Source organism: Mesorhizobium sp. C268A (assembly GCF_040324475.1).
GTDB lineage: Bacteria > Pseudomonadota > Alphaproteobacteria > Rhizobiales > Rhizobiaceae > Mesorhizobium.
This window is the reverse complement of record NZ_JAMYVX010000003.1, coordinates 1,135,623-1,157,165: the sequence shown is the minus strand read 5'-3', so window position 1 is coordinate 1,157,165 and position 21,543 is coordinate 1,135,623. Positions and strand designations below refer to the sequence as shown.

At 63.4% G+C, this 21,543-nt stretch carries 22 protein-coding genes and 1 pseudogene; 12 read left to right on the top strand and 11 right to left on the bottom strand.

From position 1 onward, the window contains the following. Positions 1-35: 35 nt before the first annotated feature. From NKL06_RS32485 to NKL06_RS32465, 5 genes are all read right to left on the bottom strand, one after another. Positions 36-857, bottom strand: a complete 822-nt coding sequence (locus NKL06_RS32485) for a carbohydrate ABC transporter permease (RefSeq protein WP_023684659.1) — start codon at positions 855-857, stop codon at positions 36-38. Then, entirely contained in the window at positions 858-1,796 is a 939-nt protein-coding gene (locus tag NKL06_RS32480; RefSeq protein ID WP_023693414.1) for a carbohydrate ABC transporter permease, read from the bottom strand. Continuing rightward, a complete protein-coding gene (locus NKL06_RS32475; RefSeq protein WP_023693415.1) occupies positions 1,796-3,133 on the bottom strand; it encodes an ABC transporter substrate-binding protein in 1,338 nt (445 codons plus the stop codon). The genes NKL06_RS32480 and NKL06_RS32475 overlap by 1 nt, the downstream gene beginning before the upstream one ends. A 66-nt stretch (positions 3,134-3,199) precedes the next feature. Beyond that, positions 3,200-3,859, bottom strand: a complete 660-nt coding sequence (locus NKL06_RS32470) for a GntR family transcriptional regulator (protein WP_023693416.1) — start codon at positions 3,857-3,859, stop codon at positions 3,200-3,202. A 23-nt stretch (positions 3,860-3,882) separates the two neighbouring features. Beyond that, positions 3,883-4,767: a dihydrodipicolinate synthase family protein gene (locus NKL06_RS32465; RefSeq protein WP_023693417.1), complete on the bottom strand. Its 885-nt coding sequence runs from the start codon at positions 4,765-4,767 to the stop codon at positions 3,883-3,885. 572 nt (positions 4,768-5,339) lie between these two features. Here NKL06_RS32465 and NKL06_RS32460 point away from each other — a divergent pair. Beyond that, complete coding sequence (locus tag NKL06_RS32460; RefSeq protein WP_023693420.1) at positions 5,340-6,482, top strand: hypothetical protein; 1,143 nt, start codon at positions 5,340-5,342, stop codon at positions 6,480-6,482. Between the two features lie 218 nt (positions 6,483-6,700). On the opposite strand, the gene dprA is transcribed toward NKL06_RS32460, so the two are convergent. From dprA to NKL06_RS32440, 4 genes are read right to left on the bottom strand one after another with little or no spacing between them, the layout of a single operon-like run. Beyond that, the gene (gene dprA / locus NKL06_RS32455; protein WP_023693421.1) at positions 6,701-7,828 is read right to left on the bottom strand and encodes a DNA-processing protein DprA; all 1,128 of its coding nucleotides are present in this window, start codon (positions 7,826-7,828) and stop codon (positions 6,701-6,703) included. After that, entirely contained in the window at positions 7,825-8,430 is a 606-nt protein-coding gene (gene plsY, locus NKL06_RS32450; RefSeq protein WP_023693422.1) for a glycerol-3-phosphate 1-O-acyltransferase PlsY, read from the bottom strand. Before plsY ends, dprA begins: the two co-directional genes overlap by 4 nt. A 56-nt stretch (positions 8,431-8,486) precedes the next feature. Further along, a complete protein-coding gene (locus tag NKL06_RS32445) occupies positions 8,487-9,773 on the bottom strand; it encodes a dihydroorotase (protein WP_023693423.1) in 1,287 nt (428 codons plus the stop codon). Further along, positions 9,770-10,732, bottom strand: coding sequence for an aspartate carbamoyltransferase catalytic subunit (locus tag NKL06_RS32440; RefSeq protein WP_023688599.1), 963 nt, complete (start codon positions 10,730-10,732; stop codon positions 9,770-9,772). The genes NKL06_RS32445 and NKL06_RS32440 overlap by 4 nt, the downstream gene beginning before the upstream one ends. A gap of 196 nt (positions 10,733-10,928) precedes the next feature. Here NKL06_RS32440 and NKL06_RS32435 point away from each other — a divergent pair, with 196 nt between their 5' ends. The 3 genes from NKL06_RS32435 (at position 10,929) to NKL06_RS32425 (ending at position 13,610) form a co-directional block, all read left to right on the top strand. Beyond that, positions 10,929-12,557: a DNA alkylation response protein gene (locus NKL06_RS32435; RefSeq protein ID WP_023693424.1), complete on the top strand. Its 1,629-nt coding sequence runs from the start codon at positions 10,929-10,931 to the stop codon at positions 12,555-12,557. 124 nt (positions 12,558-12,681) lie between these two features. Further along, the gene (locus tag NKL06_RS32430; protein WP_023693425.1) at positions 12,682-13,269 is read left to right on the top strand and encodes a hypothetical protein; all 588 of its coding nucleotides are present in this window, start codon (positions 12,682-12,684) and stop codon (positions 13,267-13,269) included. Beyond that, a complete protein-coding gene (locus NKL06_RS32425; RefSeq protein WP_023693426.1) occupies positions 13,269-13,610 on the top strand; it encodes a DUF6105 family protein in 342 nt (113 codons plus the stop codon). Before NKL06_RS32430 ends, NKL06_RS32425 begins: the two co-directional genes overlap by 1 nt. Here NKL06_RS32425 and ruvX read toward each other — a convergent pair. Next, positions 13,528-14,034 carry a Holliday junction resolvase RuvX gene (ruvX, locus tag NKL06_RS32420; RefSeq protein ID WP_023693427.1) on the bottom strand — a complete coding sequence of 169 codons (507 nt, stop codon included), beginning with the start codon at positions 14,032-14,034 and terminating at the stop codon, positions 13,528-13,530. The genes NKL06_RS32425 and ruvX overlap by 83 nt on opposite strands. Before the next feature lie 164 nt (positions 14,035-14,198). Here ruvX and NKL06_RS32415 point away from each other — a divergent pair, with 164 nt between their 5' ends. The 7 genes and pseudogenes from NKL06_RS32415 (at position 14,199) to NKL06_RS32385 (ending at position 19,129) form a co-directional block, all read left to right on the top strand. Beyond that, on the top strand, positions 14,199-14,906 hold the full coding sequence (locus NKL06_RS32415) for a metal-dependent hydrolase (protein WP_023684673.1): 708 nt from the start codon (positions 14,199-14,201) through the stop codon (positions 14,904-14,906). Between the two features lie 44 nt (positions 14,907-14,950). Then, positions 14,951-15,367: a hypothetical protein gene (locus NKL06_RS32410; protein ID WP_023670998.1), complete on the top strand. Its 417-nt coding sequence runs from the start codon at positions 14,951-14,953 to the stop codon at positions 15,365-15,367. 110 nt (positions 15,368-15,477) lie between these two features. Further along, positions 15,478-15,765 carry an Asp-tRNA(Asn)/Glu-tRNA(Gln) amidotransferase subunit GatC gene (gene gatC / locus NKL06_RS32405; protein WP_023670999.1) on the top strand — a complete coding sequence of 96 codons (288 nt, stop codon included), beginning with the start codon at positions 15,478-15,480 and terminating at the stop codon, positions 15,763-15,765. Between the two features lie 7 nt (positions 15,766-15,772). Next, complete coding sequence (locus NKL06_RS32400) at positions 15,773-16,228, top strand: GNAT family N-acetyltransferase (RefSeq protein ID WP_023693428.1); 456 nt, start codon at positions 15,773-15,775, stop codon at positions 16,226-16,228. Next, positions 16,228-17,792 (top strand): annotated as a pseudogene (locus NKL06_RS32395) (amidase). The gene NKL06_RS32400 and the pseudogene NKL06_RS32395 overlap by 1 nt, the downstream one beginning before the upstream one ends. A gap of 1 nt (position 17,793) precedes the next feature. Next, positions 17,794-18,324, top strand: coding sequence for a hypothetical protein (locus NKL06_RS32390; protein ID WP_023693430.1), 531 nt, complete (start codon positions 17,794-17,796; stop codon positions 18,322-18,324). Positions 18,325-18,331: 7 nt separating this feature from the next. Beyond that, positions 18,332-19,129, top strand: coding sequence for a YdcF family protein (locus NKL06_RS32385; protein ID WP_023693431.1), 798 nt, complete (start codon positions 18,332-18,334; stop codon positions 19,127-19,129). Here the strand turns inward: NKL06_RS32385 and NKL06_RS32380 are convergent. Then, positions 19,078-19,821 carry a DUF599 domain-containing protein gene (locus NKL06_RS32380; protein WP_023671004.1) on the bottom strand — a complete coding sequence of 248 codons (744 nt, stop codon included), beginning with the start codon at positions 19,819-19,821 and terminating at the stop codon, positions 19,078-19,080. The two genes, NKL06_RS32385 and NKL06_RS32380, sit on opposite strands and share 52 nt — an antisense overlap. 272 nt (positions 19,822-20,093) lie before the next feature. On the opposite strand from NKL06_RS32380, the gene NKL06_RS32375 reads away from it, so the two are divergent. Beyond that, a complete protein-coding gene (locus NKL06_RS32375; RefSeq protein ID WP_023693432.1) occupies positions 20,094-21,497 on the top strand; it encodes an L-serine ammonia-lyase in 1,404 nt (467 codons plus the stop codon). The last annotated feature ends 46 nt before the right edge of the window (positions 21,498-21,543 follow it).

Below are 21,543 nucleotides of genomic sequence, written 5' to 3'. Positions count from 1 at the left end.
TTTCTCCCGGAAATGAGTGATGTCGGGGCCGTGCCTCAGCCGCCCTTGACGGCGCCTGCGGTCAGCCCGGCGACGATCTGCCTTTGCGCGAACAGGGTCAGCACCAGCACCGGCAGCGTCACCACAAGTGCTGCGGCGGCGAGCGGACCCCAGCTCACCTGCTCGTAGGAAAGCATGTTGTAGACGGCGACCGGCAGCGTGCGAGTCTCGCGGCTGGCGAGCACAATGCCGAAGACGAAATTGTTCCATGAGAAGATGATCGACAGGATGAAGGCGACGACAATGCCCGGCTTGGCGATGGGCAAGGCGACCAGCCGGAACACCTGCCAGGAACTGGCGCCATCAATGTTGGCCGCTTCTTCCAGCTCCATCGGCGTGGTCTCGAAATAGCCGATCATCACCCAGACCACGATCGGCACCGTCACCACCAGATGGATGATGATCTGCGGCCACAGTGTGCCGAGAATGCCGACCCACTGGAACAGCAGGAACAGCGGAATGAGATAGGAAAGCCCCGGCGTCATGCGGGCGATCATGATGACCACCGCCGAGCGTTCGGCCTTGAGCCGCGCGATGCCATAGCCCGCCGGCACGCCGATCAGCAGCGCCAGCAACGTTGCCGTGCCCGTCACCAGAACCGAATTCCAGAAATAGAGCAGGAAATTGTTCTCCTCGAATACCTTCACATAGTTCGACCAGGCGAGATGTTCCGGGATCAGAATCGGCGGGTATGCACCGTTGTCGATCTCGAACTTCAGCGACAGCGAGACCATCCAGAGGAAGAACAGGATCGCCGGCGAGACGAAGACCAGAGCCGCGAAAAACAGCCCGATCCGGTTGAGCAGCCGTGAACTCATCTATTTGCCCTCCACCCCGATCCATTGGGAGCGCTGGCGCAGCATCAGCAGGATGAAGGACAGCGCGACGATGACGATGAAGAACACCACGGCCATGGCCGAGCCATAGCCGATGTCGTAGTAGGAGAAGGCGGTGTTGTAGAGATAGATGTTGATGGTTTCCGAGGCCGTGCCCGGTCCGCCCTGGGTCATGGCATAGATGATGTCAAAACTTTTCAGCGCATCGATGGTGCGGATGATCATCGCGATCATCAGGAACGGCGCGATCATCGGCAAGGTGAGATAGCGGAATTGCTGCCAGGCGTTGGCGCCATCGATCTCGGCGCTCTCGAAGGGCTCGCGCGGCACGGAGGCCAAGCCGCCCAGCACGATCAGCATCACCAGCGGCGTCCACTGCCAGGTCTCGACCGCAACCAGGGACGGGATGACCGTCCTGGCATTAAAGATCCATTCCTGCGCCGGGATGCCGACCAGCGACAACAGATAGTTGAGCACGCCGAGCTGGGGATGGAACATCATCGTCCAGACCAGCGCCACGGCGACTGGCGTTGCCATCATCGGCATGACGAAGACGCCGCGCAACAGGCCGCGCAGCGGAAATTTGGCGTCGAAGATCAGCGCCGCGACAGTGCCGAGGAACATCGGCGCCGCAACCGAAAGCGCCGTGTAGGTCAGCGTATGGAAAAGCGATTCCCAGAAGCGTTGGTCGACGGCCAGCCGCAGATAATTTTCCATCCCGGCAAAGCTTCGCGCCTGGCCGAGGGTCCAGCGGTTGACGCTCATCCACAGTGTGAAGGCCCAGGGAAAGACGATCACGGCGCCGACGACGACGAGCGCCGGGACGACGAAAGGCCAGTAGTTGGGAGCCAGCCGGATGGTCTGGCTCCCTTCGATGGCTTGCGTCGTCACCCCGGTGCGTTCTGGGGTGATGGCGGACATCAGCCTTGCTCGCTCCGGTCGAGCACCGGCTGGAACTGCTCGGTGGCCTTCTTCAGTTCCTCCGCCGGATCGGCGCCGGCGATCAGATTGGTCAGCGCCACGCCATAGATGTCGCGGAACTCGGTGACCGGAATGATGACCGGCAGCGACAGCCGGCTGACATTGCCCGAGCCGACCACGGCATCGAGCCAACTCGCCGGCATGGTGACGCCTTCGCGCACCTTGGGACCTTCCAGCACCGACTTGCGGAACGGCACGCCGGCACCCGCCTGCAGCAGGCGCGCGCCCATCGCGGGCGAAATCGCCCACTGGCAGAAGAGGTAGGCGGCCTCCTTCTTCTCGCTGGCGGCCGTCACGCCGAGGCCGTCGCCAAAGGTGCCGGCGGCATGCGCCTTAGGCCCCTTGGGCATGACGCCGTAGCCAACCTTGCCGACAACTCGTGACTTTTCCGGATTTTCCATTGGCGGGGCAAAGCCGACGCCATCGAACCACATCCCGATCTTGCCTTGCAGGAAGGCGGACTGGGCTTCGGCCCAGTTGAATCCGGTGACGCCTGGAGGCGCCGACTTGGTCATCAGCCGCTGGTAGAGGCTGGCGGCCTCGACCGCCTCGGGCGAGGTCGTGCGCAGCTTGCCCTTGTCATCGAGCGGCGTCATGTCGTAGCCGAGCATCAGCGACGTCCACACCGGCGTGTTGGCGTTTTTCAGGCCGCGGGCGACAAAGCCGTAGGTGTTGGTCGACGGATCGGTCAGCGTTTCGGCGGCGGCCACCAGCTGCTCAAACGTCTCGGGGTATTTGAGGCCCTTGGCCTCGAACAATTCCTTGTTCCAGTAGACGATCCAGTAATCCACCGAGAACGGCAGCGAGCGCAGCACGCCCTGGCCGTCCTTGGCAAACAGCATGCCGGCATCGGCGAAATCGGTTTCGACCAGCCCTGGGTCGGTCAGGGTCGGGTCGGCAAGATAGCCTGATATGTCGGCCAGCCAGGCACCCTTTTCGAACTGCCGCTTCTGCACGTGGTAGCTCAGATGCACGACATCGAAGCTCGGCTTGCCGGAGCTGAGTTCGATCACCGTCTTCTGGCGCTGCTGCTGTTCGGGCGTCGCCTCGGCATTGACCTTGATGCCGGTCAGTTTCTCGAACTCGGCGATGTATTTTATCAGCGTGTCGCTGCGCGGGCTTTTCACCAGATTGACGTCAAGCGTCGTTCCCGCAAAGCGCTTCCAGTCGACGCCGGCGGCAAAGCTTGGGCGAACACCGGCAAAGCCGGCGGCGGCAAGGGCGGCGGTTCCCTGGAGGAGTTGCCTCCTGGTTGGGTTGAACAGATTGGACGACATTTTCTTCCTCCCGGTTGTTGTCGTTGTCGATTGCGCCGCAGCGACCGCGGCGCGGCTCATGCTTCCTCAGATTTGCAGCGCCAGCCGGCGCGCCTTGTCGATATGCTGGCTAATGGCCTCGACCGCCTTGCCAGGATCGCGGCTCTGCATCGCATCGATCACCGCCAGGTGCTCGCGCATGACCGGCACGACGCGCCCGTCGATACGGAACCTTTCCTGGTGGATCAGGCGGATCTTCACCGAATTGACCAGATAGGCCTTGGCGATGATCTCGTTGCCCAGCGCATCGATGAACGTGTCGTGCATGGCCCAGTCGATGGTCTGCGCCTTGGCCTCCATCTCCGGCGTCGGGGTCTGCTCCAGCGCCCGGGCAAGCATGTCCTCATGCTCGCGCCGCAAGCGGGCAAGCTCGGCGTCGGAGGCGCTGACCGTAAACAGCGCCACCGCTTCACGCTCCATGAACAGGCGGAACTGAAAGGCCTCGCGGATCAGGCTGATGTCTATATGGGCGATCTGCATGCCGCGCTGCGGAATGGTCGTCAGCAGTCCTTCCGCCTCGAGACGCGGCACGATCTCGCGAATGGCGCCGAGCGGCAGTCCGGTGAAGGCAACCAGCTCACGTTGCGACACGAACTGGCCTGGCTTGAAGTCGCGCGCCAGCAAATGCCGCGTGAAGCTGGCATAGGCCTTCTCCCTGAGGGTGGTCGGTTCGTTGCCGTCTTCCATTTCGGCGCGCTTCCCTTTGCCGGTCAGGCCGGTTCCCTGGCAAACAAGCTGTCATAGGCTGAGGCAAGCTGCTGCTGCCCTTGCAACGCGATCGGCTCCAGCGGCGGACGGACCGCCAGCCAGCGCTCGTCGCCGGTCTTACGCGCCACCATCACCTTTACCGCCGGGGTGACCGGATATTTGAGCAATTCGAGCACAAAACTCTCGACGCGAGGATCGTCGCGCCCGTCCTCGGCCATGGCGCGGATTTCGCCCGGGACGAAATTGGCCATGCCCGAGATTGCGCCTTGAGCACCCAGTCGCACCGCGCGCGCCAGATGCCTTTCATCGCCGATCAGGATCACCAGATCGCCATGGGCGGCAAGCAGCGCCTCGCTGTAGCTCCAATTTCCACCGGAATCCTTGACCCCGGCGACCACGCCGGGAAAAGCAGTGCGCAACCGGCCGATCAGGCCAAGCGAAAGCTGCACCATGGTAACCGAAGGGATGTTGTAGAGCAGCACGTCACGGGCGAGGGGGTCGAGCGCGGCAAAGACGGCGGAGAACCAGCCGAAAAGGCCGTCCTCGCCGACATTCTTGAAGTAGCTCGGCGGGGCCAGCAGAATGTTTCGGGCGCCTCGCTGCAAGGCATGCTGTGCCTGTTCGGCGGCGTCTTCGGCGGCGTCGACCAGCACGCCGGCAACGAGTTGATGCGGCAAGATTCCAGCAGCCAGCATGGCTTCGGTCACCGACCGCCGCTCCGTCGTGCCCACCGACGCGCCTTCCCCTGTGGTGCCGAAAAGCGTCACGCTGCCGCAACCCTGCGCCAGGCAACTTTTGGCCTGAGCGATCATGGGATCGGTGGCGATCTGCCCGCGGGCATCGAAAGGCGTGGCGAGAGCGGCCGAAAGGCCAAAGCGGGATGTCACCGGAAGGTCTCCGAAGTAGGTGTGTATGCCGTGCTAGCACACTAACATGTTAGTAGCAAATCGTGCCGGTTTTTTTTACGATCAGAGGAGGGGTATGACGGAGGAATGGGATGTGCCGACCGTTTTCGGCACCGATGCGAAGGTGGTCAACTCTATCCAGCGCGCGGCCCTGCGCTTGACGAGGTAGCGGCGGGCTGATCTCATCAAAAGCATCTGGCGCGATGCAATTGGGGGCAACGACGTGATCGGGATCTTAGCGCTGATGCTTTTATGGCTAGGCCCTTCGGCGTATGTCATTTACCGCAAAGGCCTAACGAGGGCGGCTCTTTTTATACCGATTTCCCTCTTTGTTGGCTTGGCTGCCTTTTTCGGTTCTGCGCTTGTTGCACAGGAGCTAGGAGCGGTGGGAATTGCAGTTCCCGTGTTCATGTTGTTGGGAGGGATCGTGACAAACGCAGCCCATCTGAGGTTGGAGATGGGGCTTGGCTAAGTTGGTTGCCAATCGACGGCGCAACCTTGTCGCCACATCAGTCGCTGGCTAAACTCAGCCCTTCCCAGGGGAGGGTTCTGACATGACACTTCAGCTTTCGGCCGATGTTGTCGCTCCTAAGGCGGCGGCGCCTCAAAAATACCTCTTCGGCCCGGTCGCCGATTTCCTCATGCTGGGCGGCAGCGCGTTTCTCATCCTGCCGGTGCTGTTTCTCGTTCCCCTCGAATATGAGGGTCCGGTGGCCGCAACTATGGTGATCGTTGCCTATCTCGTGAACTATCCCCACTTCGCCCACTCCTACCAGCTTTTCTACCGCAATTTCGGGCGCAAGGTGACGGGCGACGGCTACGACAGGAGTCTGCAGCTTCGCTACATCTTCGCGGGCATTGTCGTGCCCCTCGTCATGGCCGGGTTCTTTGCTTATGGCGCGGCGGCGGCGAACACGCGCCTGCTCGGCTATGCCACCAACGCGATGTTCTTTTTTGTCGGTTGGCACTACGTCAAGCAGGGCTACGGCATGCTGATGGTGGATGCGGTGCTGAAGCGCAAATTCTTCGACGACCGCGACAAGAAGGTGCTGCTGGTGAACTCCTATGCGGTGTGGATCCTGGCATGGCTGCAGACGAATACGGCGGTCACCCAGGGCAAATATTATGGCCTGGACTATTACACATTCGCGGCCCCTTCCTGGATTACCGACATCGGCATGCTGGCGGCCGTTGCGTCGACTGCGGCCACGCTTTTGATGCTGGTCAATCGTTGGCGGAAGAACGGCGCCGGTCTGCCCTATAACGGTTTGGTGGCCTATGTCGCATCGCTCTATCTCTGGATCCTGATTGCAAGGATAAACCCGCTCTGGCTGCTGATCGTGCCAGCGCTCCACTCGCTGCAGTACCTCGCCGTGGTCTGGCGCTACCAGACGAACGTCGAGCGCGACAGCTTGGACGCTGAAGGCGATCCGCAGCCGAAAATCCTGTCCTTTCTTGGACCCCTATACAGGTTTCGGCTCCTCGGCTTCATCGTCGGCGGCACGGCCCTTGGCTATCTCGGCTTCTGGCTGATCCCATCCGCGCTGACGGCCTTGATCCCGTATGACAGGCAAGTGCTGGGGTCATCGCTGTTCTTCTTCATCGTGCTGATCTTCATCAATGTGCACCATTATTTTCTGGACAATGTGATGTGGCGCCGTGGCAATCCGGAGGTATCGCGGTATCTGTTCCGCTGACTGATGCGCAGACTGTCGAGCCCGGGTTTCATCAGCTGTCGAATATGCCGTTGCCAGCGTGATCGTCAGTGCAACGGAGAGCCCTGGAATGGCGGAGTGCTTTTCCGAGAGCCGCCTGGAAAAATACCCTGCGGTGGCATCTGTACCGGCGTTGGCGCCGCCGGCGTGACCCTCGACGCGTGAGTTGCGGCCGACGTGCGGCGGGATCGGGTGGAACGTCACGAAACCAGTGAGACATTGCCGCCGGCATGGCGCTCGATGCGGCCGGCAAGGTCGAGTTCCAGCAGCACCATGGAGACTTGCGCGGCGTTGAGGCCGGTGTGGCGGATGATCTCGTCCACGCCCACCGGCGTTGGGCCCAGCGCCTCGAGCACGCCGCTGCGTTCGTCCTCACCGGGCGGGGGTGTTGCCGAAAAATCGGGTGCCTTTTCTGGCGGCGCAATGCTTCGCGTTCGCGTGCCCGCCAAGGGTGCGATCGCACCGGAAACGTCGGCCGCCTCGGTGACCAGGGTGGCGCCATCCTTGAGCAGCCCGTTGGAGCCGGCGCAGCGCGGATCGAGCGGCGAACCCGGTACGGCAAAGACCAGCCGGCCCATCTCGCCGGCCAGGCGCGCGCTGATCAGCGAGCCGGAGCGTTGCGCCGCTTCGATCACCACCAGTCCGAGGGCGGCGCCCGCGACAAGCCGGTTGCGGCGCGGAAAATCCTGCGCCCGCGGCTGCCAGCCGAACGGCATTTCCGAAATGACGGCGCCGCCACGCTCGGCAATGTCGTCGCACAAGCCGATATTTTCGGGCGGGTAGGGGAGATCGAGCCCACCGGCCAGCACACCCACTGTACCAGTCGAGAGACTGCCCTGGTGTGCTGCCGTGTCGATGCCGCGCGCCAGGCCGGAAACGATGACGTAGCCGTCGCGGCCAAGATCCGCCGCCAGCATGCGCGCCATCTTGATGCCGGCGAGCGACGCGTTGCGGGCGCCGACGATGGCCACCGCCGGCAGGCGAAAGACGGCTGCCTCGCCCTTCACGGCAATCAGTGGCGGCGGATTGTCCATGTTTTTCAGCATCGGCGGGTAGTCGGCCTCGCCGATGCCGACGAAGCGGGCGCCGTTTTCACTGGCTGCGTCCAGTTCCGCTTCGGCTTCCTCGACGGAAGGAATGCGCATGATCCTTTTGGCTCCGCCCGAAATCATCAGCTCGGGCAGCATCTCCAACGCAGCTTCGGCCGAACCAAAGCGGTTGATCAATTCGCGAAACGAGGCCGGGCCGACATTTTGGGTGCGGATCAGCCGCAGCCAGCTCAGCCGCTGCCGGTCGCTGAGGCGCGGCCCGGCGGCGGGCTTGCTCAACCCTTGGCTCCGATCTTGCTTTCGGTGCCGGCAAGAAGGCGCGAAATGTTGGCGCGATGTTTGAAGATGACGATCAGGCTCATCACCAGGAACAGCCCGGCGGTCTCAGGTGTGCTCCAGAAATAAAGCGCGATCGGCACGATGACCGCCGCCGTCAGCGCTGCCAGCGAGGAATAGCGAAACAGAAAAGCCATCGCCAGCCAGACGACGATAAAGATCAGCGCCACATGCCAGCCGAGCGCGATCAGCACGCCGAGATAGGTCGCCACGCCCTTGCCGCCCTTGAAACCGAGCCAGACCGGAAACAGATGGCCAAGGAAGGCGCCAAGGCCCGCCCAGAGTCCAAGGCCGGCCCACAGTCCGTAGTCGTGTCCAAAATGGCGCGCGATCATCACCGCCGCCGTACCCTTCAAGGCGTCGAGCACCAGCGTCGCGGCGGCGAGGCCCTTGTTGCCGGTGCGCAGAACGTTGGTGGCGCCGATATTGCCGGAGCCGATTTTGCGCACATCGCCGAGGCCGGCCGCGCGGGTGATCAAGAGGCCGAAGGGAATCGAGCCGAGGAGATAGCCGAACAGCAATGCCAGGATAACGTTATAACTCATTGTTTGCCCCCGCATTTCCCCAGCAACATATCGGTCTGCGACGTGGCGCGATCGCTCTAGCTCGAAAACACTGTGCGGCCCGCCACCAGCGTTTGCAAGACCATGCCTTGCAGCCGCGCACCTTCGAAGCAGGTGTTTTTCGAGCGCGAGCGGATGCCGCTTTCACTCACGATCCAGGGTTCTTCAAGGTCGATCAGCGCAAGATCGGCCGGCGCTCCCGGCTTCAGCGTGCCGCCCGGCAGGCCGAACAGCCTTGCTGGTGCGGTGGACAGTGTTTCGACCAGCCGAAGTAGCGGCACGTCCCCATTGTGGTAGAGCCGAAGCGCTGCTCCAAGCAGCGTCTCCAACCCGATCGCGCCGGCAGCTGCATCGGCGAAGGGAAGGCGCTTGGTGTCGACATCCTGCGGGTCGTGCGAGGAGACGATGATGTCGATCGTGCCGTCCTTGACCGCCTCGATCATGGCCAGCCGGTCTTCCTCCGCGCGCAAAGGCGGCGTCAGCCGGAAGAAGGTGCGGTATTCCCCGACATCGTTCTCGTTCAGCGACAGATTGTGGATCGCCACGCCCGCCGTGACATTGGCCTTGTCGGCTTTCGCGCGCGTCATCGCTTGCGCTGCCATCGCCGTCGAGATCTTGGCCGCGTGGTAGGCGCCGCGCGTCAGCCGTGCCAGCGCCAGGTCGCGCTCCAGCGGGATGGACTCGGCCTCGCGCGGAATGCCGGCAAGGCCGAGCCAGCTAGCATACAGGCCTTCATTCATCACGCCTGCCGAAGCGAGGTCGCCATCCTGTGTCTCATGTGCGATGACGCCACCGAAATCGCGGGCATAGGTGAGCGCCCGGCGCATCACCAGTGCGCTGGATATTGTGTGCCGCCCATCGGTGAAGGCGACCGCACCGGCCTCGCGCAACAGGCCGAATTCGGTCATCTCGCGACCGGCGAGGCCTTTGGTGATCGCCGCCGCCGGAAAGATGTTGACGCTTGCCGTGTCCCGGGCGGTGCGCAGCACGAATTCGACCAGCGCGACATTGTCGATCACCGGGTCGGTGTCGGGCATCATGACGACGGACGTGACGCCGCCGGCCGCCGCCGCAACGCTGGCCGAAGCGATGGTCTCGCGATGTTCGCCGCCCGGTTCGCCGATGAAGACGCGCGCGTCGATCAGGCCGGGAATGATCGCCTTGCCGGCGCAGTCGACCACGGTGGCTCCCGCCGGCAGGCCCTGGTTCAGGGCAGCCTTGCCGGCGGCAACGATCTTTTTCCCTTCGACGATGACGGTGCCGATCTCGTCGATACCGCGTGACGGGTCGACGATGCGGGCGCGCTCAAAGACCGTCGTGTTCATGCGCTCCGGCCCTCGTTGCGGCGCGGGTCGAGCAGCGCTTCCATCACCGCCATGCGCACGGCGACACCCATCTCGACCTGTTCCTGGATGACGCTTTGCGGCCCGTCGGCGATTTCGGACGCAATCTCGACGCCGCGGTTCATCGGACCGGGATGCATCACCAGCGCGCCGTCCTTGGCGGCCTTCAGCTTTTCGGCATCGAGGCCGAAATAGCGAAAATATTCGCGCACCGAAGGCACGAAGGCGCCTTCCATCCGCTCACGCTGCAAGCGCAGCATCATCACCACGTCGGCGCCCTTGAGGCCCTCGGCCATCGAGCGCGAGACGATGACGCCCATTTTCTCGATGCCGGACGGCAGCAGGGTCGACGGCGCCACCACACGCACCTGCGCGCCAAGCGCGTTCAACAGCATGATGTTGGAACGCGCCACGCGAGAATGCAGGATGTCGCCGCAGATCGCTACGATCAGTTTCGACAGCGGCCCCTTGGCGCGGCGGATAGTCAGCGCATCGAGCAGCGCCTGCGTTGGGTGCTCATGCGCGCCGTCGCCGGCATTGACCACCGAGCAGCCGACCTTCTGCGCCAAAAGGGCGGCGGCGCCCGCCGATTGGTGGCGGATGATCAGGATGTCGGGCCGCATGGCGTTCAGCGTCATCGCCGTGTCGATCAGCGTCTCGCCCTTCTTCACCGAAGAGCTCGCCACCGACATGTTCATGACGTCGGCGCCGAGCCGTTTCCCGGCCAGTTCGAACGACGACTGCGTGCGCGTCGAGGCTTCGTAGAAGAGGTTGATCTGGGTGCGGCCGCGCAGCGTCGAGGTCTTCTTTTCGGACTGCCGCGAAATGGCGACGGCGCGATCGGCCCGGTCGAGCAGGAGCTCGATATCACCGGGGGAAAGATCGCGGATGCCCAGAAGATGGCGGTGAGGATAAAGCGGCAGGGACGAAGCGTCGGTCATCTCAAGGCGCTGCTATAGGGGGGAGAATTCCTTGCCGCAAGCGCCAGCTTGGGATTGCGGCCTTTCTCCCCGGTATTTTCGTCGCGCGCGCCGCCTGGCTTGGGCTATATCTAGCCGATTGCTTCGGATTCGAAGCCTTGTGATGATAAGGCCTTTCTACCGGTAGAAGGCCCTTCTACTTTCAGAAGGATTGGGCGTGACCGACGACGTGACCAACCAGCCGCCGCCGCTGACGGGCGGCAACGCCTGGCGGGGCGATCCGTTGCTGATCCAGCTTGCCGAGCGTTTTTCCGATCCGGTGCGCAAGGACCTCGACGGGCTTGGCCGGTTCGTCCTGACGCAGGAGGCGCAGGAGTTGGCGCGCCTCGCCAATGTCGAGACGCCGAAGCTCCGCACGCATGACCGTCAGGGCCGGCGCATCGACCTCGTCGAATTCCATCCGGCCTATCATGCGCTGATGCGCCGCTCGGTTGCCGGCGGCCTGCATTCCTCGATCTGGGAAAACGGCGATAGCGAGATCGGCCGTCGCCATCAGGTGCGCGCCGCGCGTTTCTACCTGACCGCCGAACTCGAGACCGGGCATCTCTGCCCCATCACCATGACCAGCGCTTCGCTGGCCGCCCTGATGGCCAGCCCAAAGCTGTTTCGCGAATGGGCGCCGCGCGTGACGACGCGCAAATACGACCAGAGCCAGAAGCCGCCGGTCGACAAGGCCGGGCTGACGCTCGGCATGGGCATGACCGAAAAGCAGGGCGGCACCGACGTGCGCGCCAACACCACACGGGCCGAACGCGCCGGCAGCGGCTTTTATCGCCTCACCGGCCACAAATGGTTCATGTCGGCGCCGATGTCGGACGCTTTTCTCGTGCTTGGACAGGCGCCGGAAGGGCTTTCCTGTTTTCTCGTCCCGCGCATCCTCGGCGACGGTTCCGGCAACGGCTTCCGCTTTCAGCGGCTGAAGGACAAGCTCGGCAACCGCTCCAATGCCTCATCGGAGGTAGAGTTCGTCAACGCCATCGGCGAGATGGTCGGCGAGCCCGGCGCCGGCATAAAGACGATCATGGACATGGTCACGCTGACCCGGCTCGACTGCGCCGTCGCCTCGTCGGCAATCATGCGAGCGGGGCTGGCTGAGGCCGTGCATCACGCCCGTCACCGCCAGGTGGCCGGCTCGACGTTGATCGAACAGCCGCTGATGCAGCGCGTGCTGGCGGACATGGCGCTCGATGTCGCCGCCGCCACGGCACTCTCGTTCCGACTGGCGCGCTCCTTCGACGAGGCTGCCGGCGACCGCGGCGAGGCTGCTTTTGCCCGCGCCATGACCCCGGTGGTCAAATACTGGGTCTGCAAGATCGCGCCGCCACTGCTCTATGAGGCGATGGAGTGCCTCGGCGGCAATGGCTATGTCGAGGAAGCGCCGCTCGCCCGCTACTACCGCGAAGCCCCGGTCAATGCGATCTGGGAGGGCTCAGGCAATGTCATGGCGCTCGACGTGCTGCGCGTGCTCGGCCGCGCGCCCGGCCTGTTCGAGGAGGTGCTGGCCGGCATCGACCGCGATCTCGGCGCCGGCGGACGCGGAACCATTGGCGTGCTCAAGGCGGCCATGCAGGTCGCCGGCACCGATGAGGGGTCGGCCCGCCTGCTGACCGAACAGCTGGCGCTGTCGGCGGCAGCTGCGGAATTGCGCCGGCTGGGGGCAGGGCGGATTGCGGACGCCTTCGTCGAGACGCGGCTCGCCGGCCAGTGGCGCAACACCTATGGCATGCTCGATTCGCGCCACGATGCGCGCATGATCGTCGACACGCTCTATCCGCCGGTGAATTGAGGGCCTTCCGCCAGGCCTTGAACGAATTTGCCTGCCTGTGGAAAGCCGTTAACCTTAACGAATGGTTTCCGTTGCAGCCGCAGGCCGCAGACCCCACTGTCTTTGTCACCAAAGCAGGAATGCCATGCGGCACATTTTGACGTCCTTTCTGGCCTTGCACTGGGCGCTGGTTTTCGCCCTGCTGGCGTTCATCTGTGTCGATGGAAACCGCGGCGTTGCGGGCGCTCTGGGCGCGCTCGGCGTCGTCGTGGAAAACACTCGTCTGGCCGATCTCGACAATGCTGCCGTCGTGGCGCCGCTGGCCATCGCCTTGCTGGTCGTGGCGGTGCTGTTTTGCTGGGTCTTCGTCGAGAGTCTGGTTAACGCCGCAGCGAGCCCGGACGGAGCCGACAGTGTGGCGCGGACCGCCTTCATTTCGGCATCCGCGGTGTTGTCGCTGATCCTGATCGGCGGCGCAGCGCGAGGCATCAACGGCCTGTTTTTGGTTGTCGCCGTGCAATTGGCGGCACTTCTGGCCTCCTATGTCGCCATGCTTGCCGAGCGGAGGTCGGTCTTCGCCGTCATGGTTTCGCGGGAGGCAGAGAGTCGCGCCACCGCCCATGCCATGGCCAAGGGTGCCGCGCACGGCTCCTTGCTGTCGCGCATTTCCGGCCGTCCGGACATTGGTCCCAGCGGTCCCAGAGGCGGCTCCAGCCGCAGGGACGGTCACTGATGCGCACGCTGTTCGCATTGTGGGCCGCGCCACTCGCTCTGTTCTGGGGCTGGTTCTTCCTGTCGCTCAACGACATCAATTTCGGCTACGTCATGCTCAGCCGGCAGCTGCATGATTTCGTGTTCCAGCTCTACGGGCAGATGCTGGGCATCGATCCGGCGATCATTCCGGGCATGGTGGCAAGGGCCTGCGTCTTTGACGGCTTCCTGCTGATGGCATTGTGGGCGTTTCGCCGCCGCCGCAACATCACGGCCTGGGTCAGGCGGCAGGCGGGGAATCCGGTTCCGTCCGATCGCGTGGGTCAAGCGACTGGAGCCGGTCCAGAACTCCCTGCAGAATAAAGGCCGCAGCCGCCGAATCGATCTTGCCGGCGCGCTTTCGGCGCGAGAAATCCATCTCGATCAGCGTCCGCTCCGCCGCCACCGTCGACAGCCGCTCGTCCCACAGCACGAAGGGCAGGTCGGTTATACCTGCCATGTTGCGCACGAAGGCGCGCGACTTCTGGGCGCGGGGACCTTCCGAACCGTCCATGTTGATGGGGAGACCGAGTACAAACGCGCCGACATTGTCCTTCTGCAGCTGGGCGAGCAGCGCTGCCGCATCCAGCGAAAACTTTTTACGCAGGATGACAGGGCGCGGATGGGCAAAGGACAGGCCGCGGTCGGAAACGGCGACACCGATCGTCCTGTCGCCGAGGTCGAGCCCGGCCAGCGTCCTGCCGCCCTCCAGGCGTGTCGGCAGATCCTCGATTGCTATGATGCCCAACGGCTTTCCCCAACCAGCGTTACCGTGACTCAGTCTATTGCGACCCAGACTTGCCGTCACAAAGAGCGCGACACGTTCTTTTGAAGCGCGAGCACACTATGTCACTTTAATTTTGCTGCCGGCGTTCTATCTTCCGGCGCAACCAAAATCGAGGAACACGATCGATGAAATTGACCTGGTACGGACATTCCGCCTTCCGCGTCGAGACATCAGGCGCGACCATCCTGATCGATCCCTATCTCGTCGGCAACCCATCATGGACGAGCGGCTGGGAGGGGCCGGCGGAAGGCGTCACCCATGTGCTTCTGACCCACGGCCACAGTGATCATGTCAGCGGCGCGGTGGAGGTGCTGAAGAAGAGCGGCGCCCAGCTGGTCGCCAATTACGAGATCTGCATGTACCTGGTCGGCAAGGGCGTCGACGGCAAGAAGATCAATCCCGGCAATCATGGCGGCACCGTCGATTGCGGTGCCTTCACCACCACATTCGTGCAGGCACTGCATTCCTCGTCGTTTGGGCTCGATGGCGGCCAGAACGTCTACCTCGGCAATCCCAACGGGCTGGTCCTGCATTTCCCGGAGGACAAGACGCTCTACCATATGGGCGACACCGACATCTTCTCCGATATGGCGCTGATCGAGGAATTGCATGAGCCGAAGATCGGCCTCGTGCCGGTCGGCGACCGCTTCACCATGGGCGGCGCGGTGGCGGCCCTGGCCTGCCGGCGCTTCTTCCACTTCGACACCGTCGTGCCATGCCACTTCGGCACCTTCCCGATCATCGACGCGACGGCGGAGAAGTTCGTGGCCGGCCTCGAAGGATCAGGTGTCGACGTAGCCTTGCCAGCCATCGGCCAAACGATCACACTATAGAGCGATCGTTGAAACGATCCCTTGTCGCAAAGGGGAATTAAACCATGGGTTTGAGAGAGACTCTTTGCGTTTCGATGCTGGTCGCTGCGTCGCCCGCATCCGCCGCCGAGGACTTCATCAAGGGCGTTTACCTCCAGACCCAGGAGCTTTGCGCGCAAGCCAAAAAGGACACGCTGCAGACGCTGATTGACACCGGCAATGTCATCTTGTCGGCGGACGGCCTGCAAAGCGTCGAGTATAATTGCGAGTTCGTCCAGGTCACCAAGGCGACGCGCTCGCCGAGCTGGGCGGTCACTGCCATCTGCCAGGAGCCGGGCTTTCTCTTTCCCGATATACTGTCGATCACGCAGATGAACGCGACCCAAATCGACATCGTCTCGGTGCGCCCGACCGCCGACGAAGGCGAGCAGGCCGGCAATGGCGGCAGCTATTATCTGTGCGAGGGTGTATCGCTGCCCTAGGCTGAAATGCCGCCCTGGCATGAACAGGGCTCTTCCCCAAGCACGATCGATGTTGCGCGGCACGCGCCACGCCGCTATAGCGCCATCTGGTTTTCCCAAAGGCTAAAGACATGTCCGTTGATCTGCAAACTGTGAAGCGCGTCGCGCGTCTCGCCCGCATTGCGGTGAGCGAGGAGGATGCCGAGCGCATGACCGGCGAGCTGAACGCCATTCTGGGCTTTGTCGAGCAGCTGAACGAGGTCGATGTCTCCGGCGTCGAACCGATGACATCGGTGACGCCGATGGAGATGAAGAAGCGCCAAGACATCGTCACCGACGGCAACAAGGCTGCCGATATCGTCGCCAACGCGCCGGCCACTGACGAGAATTTCTTCCTCGTGCCGAAGGTCGTGGAGTAGCTGGCCGATGGCAATCGAGATCGCCATCGAAACGCCGCTGCAGGACGATGTCCGCGCTTTGGTCGAGGAGCTCAACGCGACGCTGCTCGAACTGACGCCGCCGGAGCATTGCTACCATCTGACGGTCGAGCAGATGGCCGGCGACGACACCACCGTGTTCATCGCCCGCGACGACGGGCAAGCCATCGGCTGCGGCGCGCTGAAGCGCCATGACGCCCGCGTCGGTGAGGTCAAGCGCATGTACACGCGGCCCTCGCATCGCGGCAGGAAGATCGGCGCCAAGATCGTCGAGCATGTCGAAACGCTGGCGCGCAGCGAAGGGCTGAAGCGCCTGGTGCTTGAAACCGGCGACCGCCATCCCGCCGCCTGGACCGTCTACGAACGCGCCGGCTTCTCGCGCTGCGGGCCGGTGCTGGATTATCCCGATACCGAGTGGTCGGTGTTTTACGAAAAGAGCCTTTGATGAGCGAACTGACCCATCTGACGATTTCGCAGGCGCGCGCCAAGCTGCGCGCCAAGGAGATTTCGGCCGTCGAAATCACCGAGGCCTATCTCGGTGCCATCGAGCGCGCCAATCCGGTGCTCAATGCCTACATCGTCGTCACCGGCGACAAGGCGCGCGATATGGCCAAAGCTTCCGACGCCAGGCTCGCCAAGGGCCAGGGCGGTGCGCTGGAAGGCATCCCGCTGGGCATCAAGGACCTGTTCGGCACCGAAGGTATCCACACCCAGGCCTGCAGCCATGTGCTGGACGGCTTCAAGCCGCGCTACGAATCGACCGTCACCGCCAATCTGTGGGCAGACGGCGCCGTCATGCTGGGCAAGCTTAACATGGACGAGTTCGCCATGGGCTCGTCCAACGAGACCTCCTATTACGGCCCTGTCGTCAATCCGTGGCGGCGTTCGCGCCTCGACACGGTGGTGATGCCGACCACGCATCAGGGCGATGGCGGTTTCGTTTCGGCCGGCGGCACCAAGACCGCGCGCACGCTGGACAATGCCCAACTGGTGCCGGGGGGCTCGTCGGGGGCTCGGCTTCCGCCGTCTCGGCTTTCCTGTGCGCCGGCGCCACCGCCACCGACACCGGCGGCTCGATCCGCCAGCCAGCCGCCTTCACCGGCACCGTCGGCATCAAGCCGACCTATGGCCGCTGCTCGCGCTGGGGCATCGTCGCCTTCGCTTCGTCGCTCGATCAGGCCGGCCCGATCGCCCGGGACGTGCGCGATGCCGCGATCATGCTGAAGTCCATGGCCTCGGTCGACCCCAAGGACACCACTTCCGTCGACCGGCCGGTGCCGGATTACGAGGCGGCGATCGGCAAACCGATCAGGGGCATGAAGGTCGGCATTCCCCGGGAATACCGCGTCGACGGCATGCCGGAAGAGATCGAGGCGCTGTGGCAGAAGGGCATTGCCTGGCTCAGGGATGCCGGCGCCGAGATCGTCGACATCTCGCTGCCGCACACCAAATACGCTTTGCCGGCTTATTATATCGTTGCGCCCGCCGAAGCGTCATCCAATCTGGCGCGCTATGACGGCGTCCGCTACGGCCTGCGCGTGCCGGGCCAGGACATTGTCGACATGTACGAAAAGACCCGAGCCGCCGGGTTCGGTCGGGAGGTCAAGCGTCGCATCATGATCGGCACCTATGTGCTGTCGGCAGGCTATTACGATGCCTACTATCTGCAGGCGCAGAAGGTGCGCAATTTGATCAAGCGCGACTTCGAGACGGTTTTTGCCGACGGCGTCGACGTCATCCTGACGCCGGCGACGCCGTCGGCCGCCTTCGGCATTGCTGACGAGGACATGGCCGCCGATCCGGTGAAAATGTACCTCAACGACATTTTCACGGTGACCGTGAACATGGCCGGACTGCCGGGCATTGCTGTGCCTGCCGGCCTCGATGCCAAGGGCCTGCCGCTCGGCCTGCAGCTAATTGGCCGTCCCTTCGACGAGGAAACCCTGTTCCAGACAGCCGCCGTCATCGAGCAGGCGGCGGGAACCTTCCAGCCGGAGAAGTGGTGGTAGCATGCCGCCTCCGTCTCGCATTTCCATCGTCGAGACGGGAAACGAACTGCTGATCGCGAACCCGCCACGCACCTCGGATTTCAGGACAGTCTTTGTCCTGATCGGGGCCGCGATTGTCGCCTACACCGGCTATATGGGATTGACGGATATGTCGTCCGCAACGCTCACCAGCGGCACGCTCGGCCTGCTGTCCTTCGTGGCGGTCATTGCCCTCTTCACCTATTTCCTGGGCAAGGATTTCATCTGGCGGGTGTTCGGCAGGGAAACCCTGCGGCTGACCGACACCGCAGCCGTGCGCTCGGTGAGGGGTTCCTTGCGAAATCGGTGGTCACTGCCTTTGAAAGGGCATCTTAGGGTCGAAATCCTCGACCATACCTATCCCACGGACGAAGTGGGACTGTCGGAAGTCATCAGCTTGACCAACGCGAACGGCGTCCTTGTTTTCGGCAGGGAGTTAAGCCGCCTCGAAGCGGAAGCGGTAGCGAGTGCGGTCGAGCACTTCACCGGCCGTCACAATTTGAGCTGGAGATAGGCAGGCAATGTTCTTCTATCTCTCCAAGGTATTCTGGTTCTTCGTCCAACCACTCAACCTGGCGATCTTCCTGCTGCTTGCCGGCTTGCTCGCGGCGCTGATCGGCCGCCGGCGATTGGCGGCGACGGGCAGTGTGTTCGCCTTCCTGATTCTGGCGCTGTCGGCCTGGACCTCGCTTGGCGCCATGATGCTCAATCCGCTCGAAGAGCGCTTCCCAAAGCCGCCGCTGCCGCGGAAGGTCGACGGCATTGTCGTGCTCGGCGGCGGCTTCGAGGGCGCCATCAACTTGGCGCGCGGCGGCTATGAGCTGAATTCCGGCGGCGACCGCATGGTGGAGGCGGCGATCCTTGCCCGGCGCTTTCCCGAGGCGAAAGTGGTTATCTCGGGCGGCACCGGTGAACTGTTCATCGATGGCGAGGGGGATGCGGCCACCGCGCCGCGGCTGCTCGGTGCGCTTGGCGTCGACGCCGATCGCCTGATGCTCGAGAGCAAATCCCGCAACACCTATGAGAATGCCGTCTTCACCAAGGAACTGGTAACGCCGAAATCGGGCGAAACCTGGCTGCTGGTGACCTCCGCCTTCCACATGCCGCGCGCCAAGGCGCTGTTCGACAAGGCCGGCTTTCACACGGTCCCGTGGCCGGTCGACTATCGCACCTCGGGCAAGGAAGGCTTTGGCCTGTTTCGCGACAACGCACCCGATTCGCTGCAGACCACGACCATGGCGATCCGCGAATGGATCGGGCTCGCCGCCTATTGGCTATCGGGCCGGATCGACCAGCTTTTCCCCGGCCCGGGCGGCTGACCGATCACCGCTTGTCGCGCCGCTGAAAAGAACTGGCGCCGCACCAGCACCGCCAGAAGCAGCAGCGTCGACAGCACGAACACGATCGGGTCGACGAACCAGCCGAGATAGCCGATCGAGAAGAACACCGCGCGCAGGCCTGAATTGAAATGCTTGCCGGCCAGCATGTTCATGCGCGCCGCGCGCCACACCGCCGTTTCGCTGACCGGGTTGCGTGACGCCTCGCCATAGGGGATCGGCACCGCGCCGATCAGGATCGTGCAGTAGTTGAAGAGACGGTAGGCCCAGCCGAACTTGAAGAAGGCGAAGGCCAGGATCAGCACCAGGCCAAAGACCTTGATCTGAAAGGCGGAGCGCGATGAGGTCGCGTTCAACGGCAGGTCGTTCAGCACGGCAAGAACCTGATCCGAGGCGCCAAGCAGCGCGAAACAGCCACCGAGCGCAATCAGCGAACTGGAGGCGAAAAAGGCGGTGCCTTGCTGCAGGCCGCTCATGATGGCGGTGTCGACGATGCGGATTTCGCGCTCGGCCATGGTGCGCATCCAGGCCTCGCGCTGCACGTTCATGGCCATCGTCAACGACACCCGGCTGACCAGTCTGCCGTCGGACGCCAGCGTATGCAGCAACCATGCGAGCAGGAAGAAAGCCAGCGCCGCCAGATCAGCCGTCGACAGATGGAAGGAATCGCCCATGCCCCCTTTTACCACAGGCAAAGCGGTCAGTTCGATGCTCCAATGCATGCCGCCCAGAAGTGAGCTGCGGTTCTGGGACAACGACATGCATTGAAACAAGAACTTAAAGCGCGTCGCATGAATCCGTTTCAGCGCGACGCGCTTTCAGCCGGTGATGTCGCTGCCGGAGCAAACAAGGTCGGCAGGTGCAGCGCCGCAATCCGCAAAACAGCACAAACATCATGGAAAGTCCTATATGTAGGTCTTGATCCCATTCCCGGAGACGGCGCAGCGTGTTTCTTTCGGTTTTCGACTTGTTCAAGATCGGCATCGGACCGTCGAGTTCGCACACGATGGGACCGATGACGGCGGCGCGGCGGTTTCTCGACGAGATCGCCGGCGATGACTGGCCGCGCCCGGCCGGCGTCAAGGTCGATCGCATTGGCGCCAGCCTGCACGGTTCGCTCGCCTATACCGGTATCGGCCATGGCTCGGATCGCGCCGTTGTCCTCGGACTTGCTGGCCTGACACCGCAGACGGTCGATCCCGATCAGGCCGAGGGAATCGCCACGCGCATCGCCGCCGAGAAGCGGATATCGCCACGCGGCCATCCCTCCTATCGCTTCGACCCGGCGACGGATCTGGTGCTCGACCGCAAGACGCCGCTCACCGGCCACGCCAACGGCATGGCCTTCTACGCTTACGATGCCGGCGACCGGCTGCTGCTCAAGCGCATCTACTATTCCATCGGCGGCGGCTTCGTGGTGTCCGAGGAAGAGCTGCAGCGGATGAAGGTGAAGGGCTCGGTGACCACAGAAGGCAAGAAGGTGCCCTATCCCTTCAAGAATGCCGTCGAGATGCTGAAGATGGCAGGCAAAAACGGCCTGTCTATCGCCGACATGAAGCGCATCAATGAAGAGACGCATATGTCGCGCGAGGAGCTCGACAGCGGCCTTGATGCGATCTGGGGCGCCATGAAGGGCTGCATCGACCGCGGCCTGTCGCAGGACGGCATCATGCCGGGCGGGCTGAAAGTGCGCCGTCGTGCCCGCATGCTGCACGACAAGCTGCAGGAGCAATGGCAGCAGAACAAGCCCAACCCTTTGCTGGCCAATGACTGGCTGTCGATCTACGCCATGGCGGTGAACGAAGAGAACGCCGCCGGTGGACGCGTCGTCACCGCGCCGACCAATGGCGCGGCCGGCACATTGCCGGCGGTGCTGCGTTACTGGCTGCATTTCCACCCCGAGGCCGACCAGCCGAGCATCCGCGACTTCCTGCTCACGGCCGCCGCCGTCGGCGGCATCATCAAGACCAATGCCTCGATCTCCGGCGCCGAGGTCGGCTGCCAGGGCGAGGTCGGTTCGGCCTCGGCGATGGCTGCCGCGGGTCTCTGCGCCGTCATGGGCGGCACGCCCGAGCAGGTCGAGAACGCCGCCGAAATCGCGCTCGAACATCATCTCGGCATGACTTGCGATCCAGTCGGCGGTCTGGTCCAGGTGCCTTGCATCGAGCGCAACGCGCTCGGCGCCGTCAAGGCGGTCACCGCCGCCTCTCTGGCGATCAAAGGTGACGGCGTCCATTTCGTGCCGCTCGACGCCGCGATCGAAACAATGCGCCAGACGGGCCTCGACATGAACGAGAAGTACAAGGAAACCAGCCTTGGTGGGCTCGCCGTCAATGTCGTGGAATGCTGACCGTGCAACGCCACTGGCACTGTGGAGAAGTCGGGCAGGGCCGTTG